The organism is Streptomyces sp. TP-A0874 (genome assembly GCF_001748085.1).
Lineage (GTDB): Bacteria > Actinomycetota > Actinomycetes > Streptomycetales > Streptomycetaceae > Streptomyces.
On the sequence record NZ_BBZK01000007.1, the window covers coordinates 269767 to 286908 of the forward strand.

The 17142-nt window shown below is 71.1% G+C and carries 11 protein-coding genes; all 11 read left to right on the forward strand.

The window, feature by feature from the left end:
* The first annotated feature begins 49 nt into the window (after window positions 1-49).
* A complete protein-coding gene (locus BGP73_RS13525) occupies window positions 50-2107 on the forward strand; it encodes an ATP-binding protein (protein WP_212732814.1) in 2058 nt (685 codons plus the stop codon).
* On the forward strand, window positions 2098-2532 hold the full coding sequence (locus BGP73_RS23545) for a hypothetical protein (RefSeq protein WP_244501187.1): 435 nt from the start codon (window positions 2098-2100) through the stop codon (window positions 2530-2532). Before BGP73_RS13525 ends, BGP73_RS23545 begins: the two co-directional genes overlap by 10 nt.
* Entirely contained in the window at window positions 2529-9170 is a 6642-nt protein-coding gene (locus tag BGP73_RS13535) for an eCIS core domain-containing protein (protein ID WP_069814581.1), read from the forward strand. Before BGP73_RS23545 ends, BGP73_RS13535 begins: the two co-directional genes overlap by 4 nt.
* Before the next feature lie 25 nt (window positions 9171-9195).
* Window positions 9196-9903, forward strand: coding sequence for a hypothetical protein (locus BGP73_RS13540; protein ID WP_069814582.1), 708 nt, complete (start codon window positions 9196-9198; stop codon window positions 9901-9903).
* Window positions 9900-10580, forward strand: coding sequence for a hypothetical protein (locus BGP73_RS13545; RefSeq protein ID WP_069814583.1), 681 nt, complete (start codon window positions 9900-9902; stop codon window positions 10578-10580). The genes BGP73_RS13540 and BGP73_RS13545 overlap by 4 nt, the downstream gene beginning before the upstream one ends.
* A gap of 7 nt (window positions 10581-10587) precedes the next feature.
* The gene (locus BGP73_RS13550) at window positions 10588-11013 is read left to right on the forward strand and encodes a LysM peptidoglycan-binding domain-containing protein (RefSeq protein WP_069814584.1); all 426 of its coding nucleotides are present in this window, start codon (window positions 10588-10590) and stop codon (window positions 11011-11013) included.
* Complete coding sequence (locus tag BGP73_RS13555) at window positions 11003-12142, forward strand: hypothetical protein (protein WP_069814585.1); 1140 nt, start codon at window positions 11003-11005, stop codon at window positions 12140-12142. The genes BGP73_RS13550 and BGP73_RS13555 overlap by 11 nt, the downstream gene beginning before the upstream one ends.
* 181 nt (window positions 12143-12323) lie before the next feature.
* The gene (locus BGP73_RS13560; RefSeq protein ID WP_069814586.1) at window positions 12324-12863 is read left to right on the forward strand and encodes a phage baseplate assembly protein V; all 540 of its coding nucleotides are present in this window, start codon (window positions 12324-12326) and stop codon (window positions 12861-12863) included.
* Window positions 12864-12883: 20 nt separating this feature from the next.
* Complete coding sequence (locus BGP73_RS13565; RefSeq protein ID WP_069814587.1) at window positions 12884-13222, forward strand: hypothetical protein; 339 nt, start codon at window positions 12884-12886, stop codon at window positions 13220-13222.
* On the forward strand, window positions 13219-13602 hold the full coding sequence (locus tag BGP73_RS13570; protein ID WP_069814588.1) for a GPW/gp25 family protein: 384 nt from the start codon (window positions 13219-13221) through the stop codon (window positions 13600-13602). The genes BGP73_RS13565 and BGP73_RS13570 overlap by 4 nt, the downstream gene beginning before the upstream one ends.
* Complete coding sequence (locus BGP73_RS13575) at window positions 13599-17099, forward strand: putative baseplate assembly protein (protein WP_069814589.1); 3501 nt, start codon at window positions 13599-13601, stop codon at window positions 17097-17099. The genes BGP73_RS13570 and BGP73_RS13575 overlap by 4 nt, the downstream gene beginning before the upstream one ends.
* Window positions 17100-17142 lie beyond the last annotated feature (43 nt).

Genomic DNA, 17142 nt, shown 5'->3' on the forward strand with positions numbered 1-17142 from the left:
CGATACCGGCCGGCAGCCGGCGGCGGAGAGCACGGCGCTGTCCGCCGCCATGCGTGCGGTACTGGCACGGATCGACGCCCACGCCGCCCGCGCCGACCGCACCGCCCAGCCGAACGGAGCATCCCAGGCCCGACCGGACCGCCGCCCGGAGCGTCCGGCCGGACATGACGGGCCGTCACCGCACGCCCGTCCCGCCGACACCGCAGCTGAAGTCAAGGGGGCGGGCGCCGAACGCCCCCCGCTCCCCGAACCGTCCGTCGGACCAGCCGTCCCCGACAGCCCGGCACCCCTGCCGGCCGGTGTCGGTGAACCGGCCGCGCTCGATGCGCTCGTACACTGCTTCGCCCTCAGCGACTTCGAACGCGAACTGCTCCTGCTGCTCGCCGCCGCCGAACTGGTGCCGTCCACCGGCAGCCGCTGCGCCGCCGCCAGCGGAGATCCACAGCGGGCCCACCCCACGTTCTCACTGGCTCTCGCGGCGCTCAGCGAACCGCACTGGAGCGCGCTCACCCCGGTGGCGCCCCTCCGCCGCTGGCGGCTGGTCGAGTTGGACAACGAGACCCGGCTGACCACCACCCGCATCCGCCTGGACGAGCGGATCCTGCACTTCCTCGTCGGCTCCCCCTACCTCGACGCCCGGCTGCACGGCATGCTCACCCGCGCCACCGTGCCCGAAGCGCTCCCCGCCTCCTACGACCTCACCGCGAGCCGGGTCGCCGAGGGGTGGGCCGCCGCACGGCAGGGCGAGGCGCCGCGAGTCGAACTCGTCGGCGGCGACCGCCGGAGCCGGCACGACATCGCCGCCGCGGCGGCCCGACGGTCCGGACTCGGCCTCTACACACTCGACGCCGCCGACCTGCCCACCGACCCCGCCGAGCGCGACCGCCTGGCCAGGCTGTGGCAGCGCGAAGCGATCCTGCTGCCCGCCGCCCTGCTGCTGGAAGCCGGGGAGAGCGACCGCGAGCAGACCGCCGCCACAGAGGCGTTCATCGCCTCCGCCGCCGTGCCGCTGATCGTCTCCAGCACCGATCCCCGGCGCTCCGAACGCAGCCGAGGCGAGCGGGTGAGCGTTCCGGCGCTGGACGACGAGGAACAGCTCGGGCTGTGGGCCGACGCCTTCGCCGACATACCGGGGCTCGGCGAGGAGGAACTGCGCGGCCTGGTCGCACAGTTCTCGCTGCCCCCGCACATCGTGCGCTCCGCAGCCGCGAGCGTACGCCGTGACCTGCCGGGCGAGGAGGAGCCGGACGCCGCCCGGCTGGCCTGGCGGGCCGGGCTCACCGAGGCCCGGGTCGGCATGGACGAGCTGGGCCGGCGTATCGAGCCCGAGGCCGGCTGGGGCGATCTGGTGCTGCACGACCGGCAGTCGCGGGTCCTGCGCGAGATCGTGGCGCACGTACGGCAGCGGGGCACCGTCCACCAGGAGTGGGGCTTCGCCCACACCCTGCGTCGCGGCCTCGGTGTGACGGCGCTCTTCGCGGGCGGCTCCGGCACGGGCAAGACCCTCGCCGCCGAGGTGATGGCCCGGGAGCTGGGCCTGGACCTGTTCATCGTCGACCTCTCCCAGGTGGTCTCCAAGTACATCGGCGAGACCGAGAAGAACCTGCGCAGGGTCTTCGACGCGGCCGAGCAGGGCGGCGCGCTGCTGCTCTTCGACGAGGCCGACGCCCTCTTCGGCAAGCGCAGCGAGGTCAAGGACAGCCATGACCGCTACGCCAACCTGGAGGTCTCCTACCTGCTGATGCGGATGGAGGCCTACCGGGGCCTGGCGATCCTCACCACCAACATGAAGAAGGCGCTCGACACGGCCTTCATGCGCCGTATCCGCTTCGTCGTGGACTTCCCGTTCCCGGGCGAGAGCGAACGCGCGGAGATCTGGCGCCGGGTGCTACCGGCCCGGGCCCCGACGAAGGGGATCGACCCGGAGCTGTTGGCGCAGCTGACGGTGGCGGGCGGCTCGATCCGCAACATCGCGCTCTCCGGGGCCTTCCTCGCCGCCGAGGAGGGCGACCGGCTCCAGATGCGCCACATGCTGGCGGCGGCCCGCACCGAGTACCTGAAGCTGGAACGCTCCTTGACGCCCTCGGAGGTCCACGGATGGGTCTGACCAAGGGGACGGGGCTGAACGAGGCACCGCGCCGGACGAATCCACCCGGGCCGACGGCGCGCGGGGCACGGGTTCCCGAGACGGCCGTACGGGTGGACATCGGTGAACTGGCGCTCCACGGCTTCGCCCCGGGAGTGGACCCGGAGTGCGTCACCGCCGCCTTCCAGGCCGAGCTGACGCGGCTGGTGCGGGAGCGCGGTGTACCGCTGGCGGCGGACGGCGAGGGCCGCTCGCTGGACGAACTGTCCGGACTGCCGCCCCTGCCGTCGACCGTCTCGGCCACCCGGCTCGGCGAGGCGCTGGCGCGGGCTGTGCACGCCGGACTGTCCGGTGGCGGCGAGAGCGGATCCGCGGGCCGTCCCGCCGGACGGCCGGGTCCGGCCGCCGGGCCCGGCCCCGGTCCGGCGGGACGGGGGCGGACATGAGTGGCCCCCAGGCGGCCGCGCGGGACAGCCACTCGGCCCAGGACGGCAAGCGCCGCAGGCGCAAGGAGCGCCCGGCCAAGTCCACCGTGCCCGAGCCCAAGGACATCGTGAGCGGTGCCGGACTCCCGCTGGACCTCAGTGTCCGACGCGAGCTGGAGGAACAACTCGGCCACGACCTCAGCCAGGTGCGGCTGCACACCGACCGGAACGCCGACACCCTCACCGAACTGCTCGGCGCCGACGCCGTGGCGGTCGGCCAGGACGTCTTCTTCCGGGAGGGCACCTACCGACCGGGCACCGGCGACGGCCAGCGGCTGCTCGCCCACGAGCTGCTGCACACCGTGCAGAACCCGCACGGCCTCGGCGCCCTCCGAGCCGGTCGCGAGCTGGGCGCGGTCAGCCTGCCGCAGCAGTCCGTGGAACGCGAGGCGGAGGAGGCCGCCCAGGAGTCCGTCCGCTCCACGGATCCAAGTCACTCCACCGAGCCGGGCCACACCACCGCGGCGGGCGGGTCCGCCGGTCGGGTCGAGGAAGGCCAGGCCACCCCCGGCTGGCTCCGCTACGCCACGGTGGACGCGGAGCGCCAGCGTCTGGAGCAGATCGACCCGGCGACGCTGGTGGACCGCCTGACCAACTCGGTCGTCCGCTCGCTCCGCGGCGACCCGGAGGACCGGTCGAAACGCACCCGCAGACAACTCGCCAGGCTGCCCGACGAGTTGCAGGAGTCGGTGCTCGAACGCCTGGAGAGCCGGCTGCTCAGCTCGGAACACGACCGGCTGCTGGACCTCGTCGACGAGATCGAGGACCGGGACGACGACCTGGCACAGGGTTCGATGGAGGCCCCGAGCATCGAGCCGGACTCAGCCGAGGGCCTGCGCTTCCAGCGCGAGAACGATCGGCGGAGCGCCGAGGAGGAGCGGGACCGGGCGGAGCGGCCTGCCGCGGCGCCGGGGCCGGAGAAGGAGCGGTCCGCGGAGGACGGCGCCACCGGCAGCACACCGGGCAACGGCGGCCCCCGGGAGGAGAAGGGGAGCGAGCCGGGCGGGACCACGCAGCCGCAGCGGCCCGCCAAGGGCCGTACGGGCGCGCCCCCCGATGGGGCGCGGTCGGAGACCACGGCACCGGTATCGGCGCCGGCCCCGCAGCAGGAGTCCGCTGCCTCCGGAGCGGAGTCCGAAAGCCCGGACGCCACCGCCGCCGGGTCCTCGGACGGCGGGGCGGCGGGCGGGTCCGCCGCGGAGAAGGAGTCCTCCGAGGCGGGCGAGGGCGAGGGGGCGGCGCAGCAGGGCGTACCGGCGGCGAGCAAGGAGGAGTCCGCCGCCAAGAACCGTCCGGGCGCGGCGGATTCGCTGGTGGCCGGCCGGCAGCTGAAGCAGGAGGACAAGGCCGGGCAGCAGAAGCCCGCGGGATCGACGGCGGCGACCGGCCCCGACCCCCAACTGCCCGGGGCGTCCAGCACGCTCCAAGGCGTCCGGGCGCAGGACCTCGACGGTCCGGAAGAGGACACCGAGGAGGACCCGTTCGGCTCCGACAGCGAGTCGGAGGTCGAGGTCGGAGGCGGGGAGAAGAGCGCCTGGGACGTCAAGCTCCAGCCCGAGGACTTCCTTCCCGAGCAGGACCTCGATGTGTCCGGGGTGCCGACCGCGGACCAGCTCGACCCGTCGTCCCGCGCACCCGCGGTGCCCTCCTTCCCGGCTCCGCCGGAGACCAGGGCCGACAAGGTGCAGGCCGAACGGGACGCCGAGGACGCCGAGGACGCGGCGGCGGAGGCCGAACCCGAGGCGTCCGGCACCGCCGTACTGGCCGAGCCCGAGCCGTCGGTGGAGACGGAGGGCGGCGGGAAGCCGGGCGGGCTCGCACCCGAGCGGACGGAAGCGGTGCCGGGTGCGGTGCCGGGCGCGGTGTCGAAGGACCCGAAGGCCGGCTCCGACCCCAAGGAGGGGCCGGTCACCGCCCAGACGACGGTGCAGGAGGCGCCCGGGAGTTCAGAGAAGGAGAGCGGGACCGGGGAACGGGCGGCGAAGGAGGAGAAGGGCACGTCCGCCGGGGGCGAAACCTCCGGCAAGGCGCCGGAGAAGGCGTCCCAGCAGGCGGTGGGCGGCCAGGCGGCAGCGCGTGACCAGCCGACGGGCCAGGACCAGCCGACGGGCCAGGAGCAGGCGGGCGAGGGGAGCCGGGGCGCGCAGGAAAGGGGCGGTGCTGACTCCCCGTCCACGGGCGGTGAGCTGGCCGAGGCCGCACAGACCGCCTCACCGGCCCGCGACACCCATGTCTCCGGCGGCTCGAACGCGGACATTCCCGGCGGCGCGAGCAGCGGCGCCTCGGAGCAGGCGCAGAGCGAGCCGACGGGCGGTAGCTCCGCGCAGAGTACGCCGACGCCCTCCGCGCCGACCCCCGCCCCGGCCACCAAGAGCGCCTCCGCCGCTCCCGCGCCCGGAACGGCCCCGGCCGCGGCGTCTGTGCCGAAGGCCGCACCGACCGCCAAGACGGAATCGCCCGAAACAGCGCCGGCGCGTTCGGCCCCCGCTCCCAGATCCTCGGGCGGCGCGGGTGGAGGCGGAGGCGGCGGCAGCGCCTCGGCCAAGGGCAAGGGCAAGAAGGACTCGGGCCCGACCCCGAACCTCTCCCAGGTGTCCCCGGAGGCCGGGCTGTCCACGGCCGCCAAACTCAAACCGCACAAGGCGCTTGAGGCGATGGACGGGGTCGGCGGCGCGGCGGACCGCACCGTCGACGAGGAACACAAACAACTCGCCGCGGCGCCGCCGTCGATGGACCGCCCGGCAGGGGCGCCGCAGACTCTCCACGGCCAGCCGCAGACGGACGCGCCCGCCCAGTACTCCGAGGAACCGGCGGAGCGGTCGGAGGCCCCCGAAGACGAGAAGGCCGAGGTCGAGGGCGCCAAGAAGCCCGAGGGTGAGATCGAGGCGGAGCAGGCGGAGGAACCCGGCGGCTGGGACACCTTCAAGATGGCCCTTGGGTTCGGCCTCGGCAAGGTCGCGGGCTGCCTCGGGTTCGACGTGGACGCCAGTGAGCTCGCGGCCAAGTTCGCCGGGCTGCCGACCAAGGACGAAGCGCTCAAGCAGGCCCAGGCGGGCAACGCGCCGGATGTGGAGATGGCCGGCGCCGCGGAGCAGACAGCGGGCGAGCAGGGCACCTCCGTCGACACCAAGGGCGAGGAGACCGTGGCCACGGGCCGCGACGACGCCGGGCGCTCGATGGGCGAGGACCAGGTCTACCCGGACGCTCCCAAGGAGCAGATGAGGGCCAAGGTCCCCGGAGTACGGGGCGGGGGCAGGGGCGGAGCGCCCGGTGGTGGCGCCGCCACGGGGATGGTGCCCCCGGAGGCGGCCTCCGAGGTGGCGGAGCACGACCGGGGCGCGGAGTTCCAGGCCGCGTTCAGCGAGGGCCGCGAGGGCGTGTCCGAGGGGCGGCAGACCAAGGACCGGGACTTCCGGGACTCCCAGCAGAAACACAAGCAGCAGGTCGACTCCGAGATCGCGCACAACACCGAGAGCCAGGCGAGCGAGCGCGAGAAGGCGATGAGCGACGTCACCGCTCAACGCGAGGACTGGCGTAGGGAGCAGGACGAGGAGCTGGAGAGCCTCGGCACGAAGAAGACCGAGAAGCACGAGCAGGTCCGCAAGGACGTCGAGGACAAGGAAGAGGAGACCGACCGGGACGTCGCCCAGGAGAAGGAGGACGGCGACCGGAAGATCCAGGAGGAGAACGACAAGGCCGAGGAAGAGGCCGAGAAGAAGCGGGACAAGAGCGTCGAGGACTCGGGGAACTGGGTCACCAAGGCCTTCGACTGGATCAAAGAGAAGGTCATCGAGGTCAAGAACGCGATCGTCTCCGTCATCAGAGAAGCGCGCCGGGCCGTCGTGGATCTCATCGAGAACTTCAAGACGACGGTCGAGGGATGGATCAACGCCGCCCGCGAGGCCATCGTGAACGCGATCAAGAGCCTCATCGACGACCTGATCGACCTCGCCAAGGCGATGGTGCGGGCCGTCATCGAACTGGCCAGCCGCATCAGGCGGTTGATCACCGATCTGATCGCGGCGGCCATCGCGCTGGTCAACCGACTCGCCAACAAGCTGAAGCAGATCGTCAACGATCTGCTCGACGCCATCGGCAAGCTGCTGAGCAACATCCTGGAGATCCTCAAGAAGGCGCTCCACGACGTGGTCAACGCGGTGAAGGACGCGATCAAGACCGTCCTGGACTACGCCGCCAAACTGCTCAGTGCCCTCGGCGACTGGATGCTCATCGCCGTCGACTTCCTATCCGACCCGGGCGGTTGGTTGGGCGGTGCCAAGGACTCCGCGGTGGACGGCGCCAAGAACCACCTGTTCCAGGAAGTCAAGGCGGCCGTCAAGGAATGGTTCCAGTCCAAGATCGAGCAGATCCTCGGCGTCCCGAAGGCCATCTTCGACAAGCTGATCAAGGGTGGCTTCACCCTGGAGAAGATCGTGAAGGAGACCTGGGACGCGGTCGTCCCCATGCTCCCCTTCATCATCGGCGAGACCGTCATCACCAAGGTGGTCGCCAAACTGATCCCTGGCGCGGGCTGGGCGATGGCCGTCATCGACGCGATCCGCACGGCCGTCGGGGCACTCGGTGAGATCCTCCGCGCCCTCGGCGCGGTCATCACCTGGCTGAAGGCGGTCCGCCAGGGCGGCGCGGGGATCCTGTTCGCCAAGGCCGTCGCGGCCGGCGTCGTCGCGCTCCTCGAACTTGCCTACCAGGCACTGCTGAACGGCATCGGCAAGTACGTCGCGAAGGTCGGCCGCCGCCTCAAGGGCGTCGCGGCCAAGCTCGGCAAGGGCAAGGGCGACAAGCCGGGCGGCGGCAAGGAGGCCGGCGCCGACGGCTCGGACGGCAAGGGCAGCCAGGGGGACAAGGGCAGCACCGGGAAGGACCACGAGCAGAGCCCGAAGGAAACTGCCCCGAAGAACACGAGCGCCCCTGGAACGCGTCCGTCCACCACAAAGCCGAAGCCGGGCGGTAAGCCGGACACGAAACCAATCTCACAACCGGACGCCAAGCCGGGACCGAAGCCGGAGACCACACCTGGCACGAAACCGACCTCGAAGCCGGAGACGAGAACCGACGCGAAGTCGGACCGGGACGCCCCAAGGAAAGACGAGAAGAGCTCCACCAGCACGCCCGGCGAGCCCAGGTCGACGGCGGACAGGGACGGTGCCGGTCAGAAGCCAACCGGCGCAGACAAGGACGGCAGTCCGAAGACGGACAAGGACGCCGGCGAACCGGACGCCAACTCCAATCAGTCCACCAAACAGAAGGGCGACACGGAGACCGATTCTCCTCCGAAGGGCAACAACTCTGACAAGCCCAGGCGGAACGACGGCAACAACTCTGACAAGCCCAGGCGGAACGACGGCAGGGATTCCGACAAGCCAAGAAACGGCAACGATAAACCGAAGGGCCCGGACTCCAACAAGCCCAGGAACGGCAGTGGTAAGCCGAGGGCCGGGAACCGACGGCCGAACAGAAGGGATGAACGCAAGGACGACGAGAACTCGAAGGATGCTCGACTGCGTCGGATCGTGGAGAGAATTCGCCCCCAGATCAACAAGAAGCTTGACCACGGGATCTCCGAATCTGCCCACGATGCCATGTTGAAGGGCCTTCGCGCCCACTACCGGCTAACCAGCCTCAACAAGTCGAACGATCAGGACTTCACTGTCACGGCGCGACTCAACCCGAGCCGGCGAGTGACGACCGGATACACGGACCGCGAAGACCACAACGACTACCGGACGCGTCGGGACGATGACGATCTGCCGGAGACGCGTCTTCCCGAGTTTAAGAACAAGAAGCTCGCATCAAGCTTCCAGGCGGAGTTCATCAACAGAAAATACTCGTTCAGGGGCCAGGCGCCGGACGGTCACGCGGCCAGTCATACGATCGGGTTCGACTACATCGATCGAAACACGCTCCAAGAGAAGGGAAGAGCGCAATGGGACCGCATGCACATGCTCCCCCGGGAGTTGGGCGGTCCGGCTAAGGGATCCAACTTCGTTCCGGCTCGGAACTGGATCAACAAGGACTTCTACAACAACGTCGAGAAAGGAGCTGCCTACAAGTTCGGGCAGAAGTCCCCTGACAACACCAAGATACCGGGTTGGTACCGGATCACCCTGGGGCTTTATCCGGGACCACGGGAGAACACTCGATACCCCAAGACCGCTGCCTACCCGAAGGGCGAGTTTCCGGCTGGATTCCCACAGGAGATCAAGGCGGAGTGGGGACTGTATCAACGTAAGAAAGGCGGGAACCGGACGGGGAAGAACCCTAATGACTGGAAGAAGCTCAAGGCGTCGATGGCCTACTCGTACTCTGATTTCGAGCGGCCGCCGGTCCCCGGGGCTGCCGCCAACAAGCCGAACCTGAGTACGGAGAAGAACGTCGGAGCCGTGAGAGCGGCCTTGGGGGAGAGTTCGGCGTTCGCCCGCGCAGTGATTGATCTCCAGCCCTTCAACGGCAATATCGAGAACTTGGTGAGAAAAATGCTGAGCTACCGTTCAGGAAACAAGTCGGCGGCAAAATTCCCTGACCTCAGAGACCGGCTTGAAGAGATAAGACATCGGTATCCCAGCCATTTCACCCTGTGACCATGCGTCGTTGGAAGGACGGAAAGTGACCGATCTGACCCCTTACGAGACGTTGTATCGAAACTCTCTGGACGAGCTTCGCGGTTGCCCCTCGTTGGAACTTCATGAAACCTCCCTGGGGAGGATCGGGGACGATTTTTCGGAAGTTCTGGAACCGCATGAATACGATCCGACATGGGCGGGCGTCGAGTACGATTCCGATTTCCCGGACTTCTTTCTCCGTTTTCAAGAAGTGGCTGCCTTCTGGGCGACGGTGCCACCCCTTCCTCAATTCAGCGGAGAATTTTCTATTCCGCATCTCGACGACATCATGGCGCAGCCGATCGATCCCTGGGTGCAGAAAGAGCCGACGCAGTTCAGGAAGGAGTTCGTCGCGAGCCTCCGGTGCGTCGACAGCACCCCCCGCTCGGGTAGTGGGCGGATGGCCTTCCTGCGCCTCCTGCCCGACCATAATCCGCTGGAGATGTGGTACAGCGATCTGGCAGACATGGGCGGTGCCCCGTACCCGCCCGGCTTCATCAGGATGAACGTCACCTACCGCGAATACCTGGACGCCCTACTCCTCACCAAGGGCACCTTCGGCTGGCAGTACCTCTATGTGGACATCTTCCTGGGGGATGACTCCTGGTGCCACATCACCCAAGGGCTCCGCGCCATGCTCGACGTCTTCCCCGAACTCTTCCCAGAGCATGACTACGCCCCGCTGTGTGCTCGGCTGGAGGCCCGTCTGTGACCCGCTACCCCGATATCCCCAAACCCATCCGGTCCGGCATCGTCATCATCGATCCCGAGCGCGGCACGCCGCAGCGGATCATCGTCCTGCAGTTCAACCCGGACACCCTGGAGCGTTCGATCGCGCCCCAGTCCGCCGGTGACAGCGGAGACTCCGGTGCGGGGGGTGGCGGGGACCGGAACGAGGCGCTGCGTCTCAAGGGTCCAGCTCAGGAGAGCTGGAAGTTCACCGCCGAGATCGACGCCACCGACCAGTTCGAGATCCCGGCTCCGGACGGAATCCACCCGCAACTGGCCACCCTCGAAATGCTGGTGCAGCCGACGACCGCCCAGCTGCGGGAGGCGAGCCGGCTCAGCAAGCAGGGAACCATCGAGATCTCCCCGATCGAGATGCCGCTGACCCTGTTCACCTGGGGCAGCAAGCGGGTGATGCCGGTGCGGCTCACCGAACTGTCGATCAACGAATCCGCCTTCGACGTGCACCTCAACCCGATACGGGCCTCGCTCAGCATCGGCATGAAGGTGCTCACCGTCAGCGATCTCCCCGCGGGCCACCGCGGCGCGGAGCTGTACCTCGCGCATCTGGCCCAGAAGGAGCGGCTCGCCGGCATGGCCCGCGCCGGGAGTCTCGACGCACTCGGGCTGACCGGGTCCGACATCGGAATGGGGAGTGTGTAGCAGAACCATGGCCGCCCAGCCGCACGAGACGAACCCGCTGGACTCGCTCCCCGGAGCGCATCCGTACCCACGCTCCAGCCGCTACCACGAGGCAGAGATCGGGGTGCACCGCACTGCCGACGGCGGCGAGGTCCGCTACACCAAGCGGCGGCTGCTGCCACCGCTGCCCGAGGAGTCGGACACCGGCACCACCTGCCACACCGTGAGCAGCGGTGAGCGTCCCGACCATCTCGCCCAGCGCTATTTCGGTGACCCCGGCCAGTGGTGGCGGATAGCCGACGCCAACCCGGTGCTCGACCCGCGGGAGCTGACCGACGGGCCCGGCCAGGAGGTCGACATCCCACTGCCGGGCGCTTTCCCCGCCGGCACGGCCGGAAGGACGGCCGGGAGACGGGGAAGCGCCGGAGGGATCGGGGGCCGCGGTGTCCGATGAACCCGTCGGCGGCGGCCCGATCCACCTCACCGTGCACATGGGCTCCCAGCTCACCCGCCCGGTGCCCGCGGAGGTGATCGAGGCGCTGCTCTCCGCCCAGATCACCAGTACGGCGGGTGAACGCAGCGGCTTCCAACTGGCCTTCGACCTCACCAAGAAGGGCGCGATCATCGAGCGCCTGCTGCCCGAGGGCTTCTTCGACCCGCGCACCCGGATCATCGTCGCCACGACCGTCCGGGGCGTGCCGACGGTCCTGCTGGACGGCCTGATCGTGCGTCAGGAGGTCGGGGCGAGCAACGTCCCCGGGCAGACCACTCTCACGCTCACCGGTGAGGACCTGACGCTGCTGATGGATCTGGCGGAACGGACCGACCGGTTCCCCAACCTCGCGCCATCGCAGCGCGTGGCCCGCATCCTCGCGCGGTACGCGGACTACGGGATCGAGCCGGAGGTGGTGCCCGAGCAGATCGCCCAGCCGCCCCGCCAGGAGCTCCGCGTCGACTACCAGACCGGCACCGACCTCGGCTACGTCAACGAACTGGCCCGGGCCAACGGCTACACCTTCTACCTCGAACCCGGTCCGGCCCCCGGCCGCTCCACCGCCTACTGGGGCCCCCAGCGCCGCCTCGGCCAGCGGCAGCACGCCCTCAACGTCAACATGGACGTCAACTCCACCGTCGACCAGCTGACCTTCGCCTACGACGGCGCCGCCCGGGAGGAGCCGCAGGCCCGCTGGCAGGACCCGCTCACCCGGGAGTCCACGCTGCTCCCGCAGCCCGACATCAGCCCGCTGCGCCCGCCACTGGGCCGCCGGGCCAGTCCGGCGCTCAAGCGCCGTCGCCTGTCCGGCACGGCGAAGAAGGACCAGGGACAGGCCGAGGCCGAGGCGTTGGCCCGCGCCGCGACCTCCGCCGACGCCATCTCCGGTTCAGGTCAGTTGGACGTCAACCGGCACGGGTACGTGCTGCGCCCGCGTGAGCTGGTCGGGGTGCGGGGAGCGGGCGTCACCTACGACGGCGACTACTACGTCACCTCCGTCACCCACCACCTCACGCCCGGCTCCTACCGGCAGAACTTCACGCTCTCCCGGGAGGGCCTGGTCGCACTCAGCGACACCGTCCGCCCCTGACGCACCGCCCCTGACGCACCGCCACCACACCACAGGCACCGCCCAGCAGGAACCGCGCAGCAGGCAGCGCAGGCAACACCCGAGAAGCAGTCCAGGCGAAGAGCAGCACCACAGGTCGAGCGCACCAGCGCCGCACCAGACGAAGCAGCAGCGACCGCACGAGACAGCAGGAGCAGCCCGCATGGCGCCAGCAGCGAACAACCGCTTCCTCGGAAAGTTCCGGGGCCGGGTGGCGGACACCGACGACCCGCTGCGGATCGGCCGGATCACCGCCCACGTCCCCGACGTGCTCGGTGACGAGGCGTCGACCTGGGCCATGCCCTGCTTCCCGTTCACGGGAGAGCAGGCGGGCCAGTACGTGGTCCCGTCGCAGGGCGCGGGCGTGTGGATCGAGTTCGAGCAGGGCGACCCGAGCTTCCCCGTCTGGACGGGCTGCTGGTTCGGCGACCGGAGCGAACTGCCGCCCGACGCGCTGGCGGGCGCCGACCGGGGTGAGCGCCCCGTGGTCATCGAGACGCAGGGGCACCACAAGATCGTGCTCTCCGACGACCCCGCCGTCGGAATCCTCATCCAGGCCCCGGGCGGCGACGGCAACGGCCCCTCCATCCGGGTCAACAACGACGGGGTCCACATCGACAACGGGCAGGGCGCCTCGGTCCTGGTGGCCGGCGACCAGGTCGACATCAACCAGGGCCGGCTGACCGTGCCCAAGAAGCGCTAGACAGGAACGGGGAGAGAAGCTTGTCCGGGAAAGTCATCCACGCGGGCACCCAGATCGGCTGCCCCCACGGCGGGCGGGCCGGCACGGCGCCCACCCCGTCGCGCGGTGTGCTGCTCGACGGGCGCACCGCCGTCAACGACTCGGTCGTCCACACCGTCACCGGCTGCCCGCACACCGTCGACGGTGTGCCCACACCGTGCACCAGTATCCGCTGGAGCCCGCCGACCGACAGCGTGCGGGTCGACGGTGCGCCGGTGGTGCTGGAGACCACCCCGGCGCTCTGCTACACCGCCGGGCTGGTGCCGCAGGGACCGCCGGTGGTCAGCTCCGTCACTCCGCGGGGGGTGGTCTGCGGATGAGGACGAAGCCGCCGCGGCGGGACATCGCCTTCCCGTTCCGTGTCGACCGGCACGGCCGGACGGCCGGTGCGTCCTACGAGGAGCATGTGCGCGACCTGATCGAGCAGTTGCTGTTCACCAGCCCCGGTGAGCGGGTGATGCGCCCCGACTTCGGCTGCGGCCTGCTCGACCTGGTGTTCACCCCGAACAGCCCGGAGCTGGCCTCCGCCCTCGAGCTGTCCGTGCAGGCCTCGCTCCAACGCTGGCTGGGCGAACTGATCGAGGTCGAAGCGCTCGACGTGGTCAGCGAGGAGAACGTCGTCCGGGTCCACCTGCGCTACGTCGTGCGCGCCACCGAGAGCAGGCGGGACGACACGTTCGAAGGGAGGGCCGCGGCATGAGCGCTGCCACCAGCGGTACGACCGGTCAGGCCGTCTGCCGAACCGACGGCAGACGGGGGAGGGTACGGGCGGCGCGGCTGGCCGGGGTGGACGCCGTCGAAGCGGGCGACGACGGGCTGACGCTCACCGTCACCTTCCTCGGCAGGGCCCCGCACGGCCTCCGTCCGGAGAACGTGCGCATCGACGGCGGCCGGCGGATCACCGGCATCGAGGCGGTGGCGGTGGAGGTCGTCCGGGAGGAGGACCCGGAGCTCGACGACCGCCTGTACGTCACCGTCGACCGGACCGGCGACACCGGCCGCTACCGGCTGGCGATCGTCGACACCGACCCCTACGGACGTCCCGGGACCGAGCCGTTCCGCGGTTTCGACCAGCGCTACCACGCGGCGGACTTCACCTTCGCACCGGACCGCCCCGCGCCGCTGGACTGCCGGGACCACCGGTCGACCCCACCGGAGACCTTCCGGAGCGCGGCGCCCGCGACGGGGCCGGCCATCGACTACGTGGCCCGGGACTACGAGAGCCTGCGCCGGCTGATCCTCGACCGCCTCGCCCTGACCGTGCCCGAAATGGTCGAACGGAACGCGGCGGACCTCGGCACCACCCTGACGGAACTGCTCGCCTACACGGCCGACCAGATCAGCTACCAGCAGGACGCGATCGCCACCGAGGCGTACCTCGACACCGCGCGCCGGCGGATCTCGGTGCGCCGCCATGTGCGGCTGATCGACTATCCGATGCACGACGGCTGCACCGCCCGGGCCTTCGTCACCCTGGAGGCGGCGCGGCCACTGACCCTGCTCGCCGGCACGTACCGTTTCGCCGCCGTAGACGTCGGCAGGCTCGGCCCGCGCGACCGGCCCGGTCTGGGCACCGTCATCGACGACGGCGATCTGACCGTGCTCGACGAGCGCGGCTCGGTGGAGGTCTTCGAGCCGGTCGGGGACGCCCCGCTGCGCCTGCACCCGGCGCACAACGAGATCCTCTTCTGGACCTGGGGCGACGAGCAGTGCCTGCTGCCGCGCGGGGCCACCGCCGCCACACTCCGCGACGGGTGGGCGGAGGAGTCCGCCGGCGGTCGGGCGGCGGGACGGGGCGGGGAGCGAACCGGCCGACCGGAGCGGGATCAGCCGGAAACGGACCGGCCGGATGCCGTGCACCCGGAGGCCGTCCCCGAGCAGAGCGACGCACCCGCCCACGGCCGCCACCGTCACCGCCGACTCGCCCTGCGCCCCGGCGACCTGCTCCTGCTGGAGGAGGTGAAGGGTCCGCGCTCCGGCACGCCCGGCGACGCGGATCCCCGCAACCGCCAGGTGGTCCGGCTCACCTCGGTCACCCCGGCGGTCGACCGGCTCTGCGGCCAGCCGGTGCTGGAGGTCACCTGGGCAGCGGAGGACGCCCTGACCTTCGCGCTCCACCTGTCCACGGTCGGCGGTGCGGACTGCGCGCCGGTGGCGGATGTGAGCGTGGCGCGCGGCAACGTGGCGCTCGTCGACCACGGACGTTCTCTGGCCTTCGGCGGCGGTCCGCCCGAGCGGATCACCGTGCCGCCGGTGCCCGCCGTCATCGCCCCCTGCGAGCCGCCGGCCTTCGGCTGCCCCGACACCGCCGAGGGCAACCGGCCCGGGGAGCTGATCCAGGACCGGCTGAAGCAGACCCGCGCCGGCCACACCCTCACCCCGGACCAGGTGCGTGAACTGTTCACCGTGGTGGGGGAGGAGGCGACCGGCCGGGCCGGCATCGGCATCGAACTCGCCGGTCGGCGGCGGGAGCGGACCACGCCGGAGACCGCCTACGCCCAGGCGGAGGCGTTGGAAGCGCTGCTGGCGCAGTCCGTCTACCCGGGGATCGCACCGCGTTTCGGCCCGCTCCTGCACCGCTCGCCCGTGGTGCAGGCGGTGCCGTTCCCCGAGCCGAAGCATGTGTCGGCCGGGCAGGCCGAACGGTTGGCGGCCATCCCGGGGCGGGTGCGGCAGCGCCTGGTGGAGCTGTGGCGCAGCGCCCGGGACCGGGACGGGCTGAGCGACGGCGAGATCGCCGAACTCACCGTGCTGTTCGGGCTGCCCGTGTTGGAACGGCTGGAGCTGCGCCGCCATCCGGTGCGGGCACTGCGCGAACTGCTGCACCGCTCCGAGCGGCTGCTGGCGGCGAAGCTGGACCGGCTCCAGGTGCTCACTGCCCGAGCTCGCGCCGGCCGGGTCCTGGACGGGCGGACCGCCTGGGAGATCGCCCACAGCTGGGGCCCCGGTTACGCGGAGGGACTGCATCCGCGGGAGCCGGTGCTGTTCGGGCCGGCCGCCGCGCTGCTGCCGGACCCCCGGGCGGCGCTCCCCGCCGTACGGTTGACGAGCGTGCCCGACACGGCGGCCGGAGCCGTCACCGAACCGCCCCCGGCCGGACCGGCCCAGCTCACCGCCGACACCGGAACGGCCGGCACTAGCGAGGTCACCGAGGTTGCCGAGGACGCCGAACACGCCGGAGGCGCGGGCGACGACCCGCGGACGGTGTGGGAACCTCGCCGGGACCTCCTGGACAGCGGCCCCCGCGACCACCACTTCGTGGGCGAACTACGCGACGACGGACGGCTCGTACTCCGCTTCGGCGACGGCCACCACGGCGCCCGGCCCGAGCCCGGGTCGACGCTGGAGGTCCGCTACCGGCTGGGCGGTGGCAGCGCCGGCAACGTCCCAGCGGAGGCCATCAGCCACCTGGTGCTCCGCCGGGACGGGGGAGCGGTCGACCGCGGTGAGCCGATGCCGGTGGCCGGGGTGCGCAACCCGCTGCCGGCGGTCGGCGGCACCGAACCGGAACCGCTGGAGCAGGTCCGCCGGCTCGCCCCGCTGGAGCTGAGGAGGGTGCGGCTGCGCGCCGTCACCGCCGAGGACTACGCGAGTCTGGCCTCCGCGCTGCCGGGCGTGCAGCGGGCGGCGGCCGAGCTCCGCTGGACCGGTGGCGGACGGGAGGCGCACATCGCCGTCGACGCCCGCGGCACGGCGGAGCCGCCGGCCGAACTCCTCGACTCGGTGGCCCACGCGCTGGAGAGGTTCCGGCGGATCGGACACGACCTGGTGGTGCGGCCGGCCCGGCTGGTGCCGCTCGACATCGAGTTGGAGGTCTGCGCGGCACCGGGCCACCAGCACGGCCAGATCCTCGCCGAACTGCACCGGGTGCTCGGCAACCGCCGACTGCCCGGTGGCCGGCTCGGCTTCTTCCACCCCGACGCCCTCGGCTTCGGCCGGCCGGTGCGGCTCAGCCGACTGGTCGCCGTGGCGATGGCCGTGCCGGGAGTGGTGGACGTGAGGGTCAGCAGGCTGCGGCGACTGTTCGAGGACGCCTCCACCGGGGGCGCGGCAGGCGACCGGTCGGCGGAACCACCGGCCAGGCCCGCGCGGGACGGCCTGCTCCGCATCGGTCCGCTGGAGGTCGCGCAGTGCGACAACGACCCGGACCGGCCGGAGAACGGCCGGCTCGTGCTGAAGCTCGGAGGCAACCGTTGACCCGTCCGCCGACCCACCCGCCCACGCACCCGCCCACCTACCG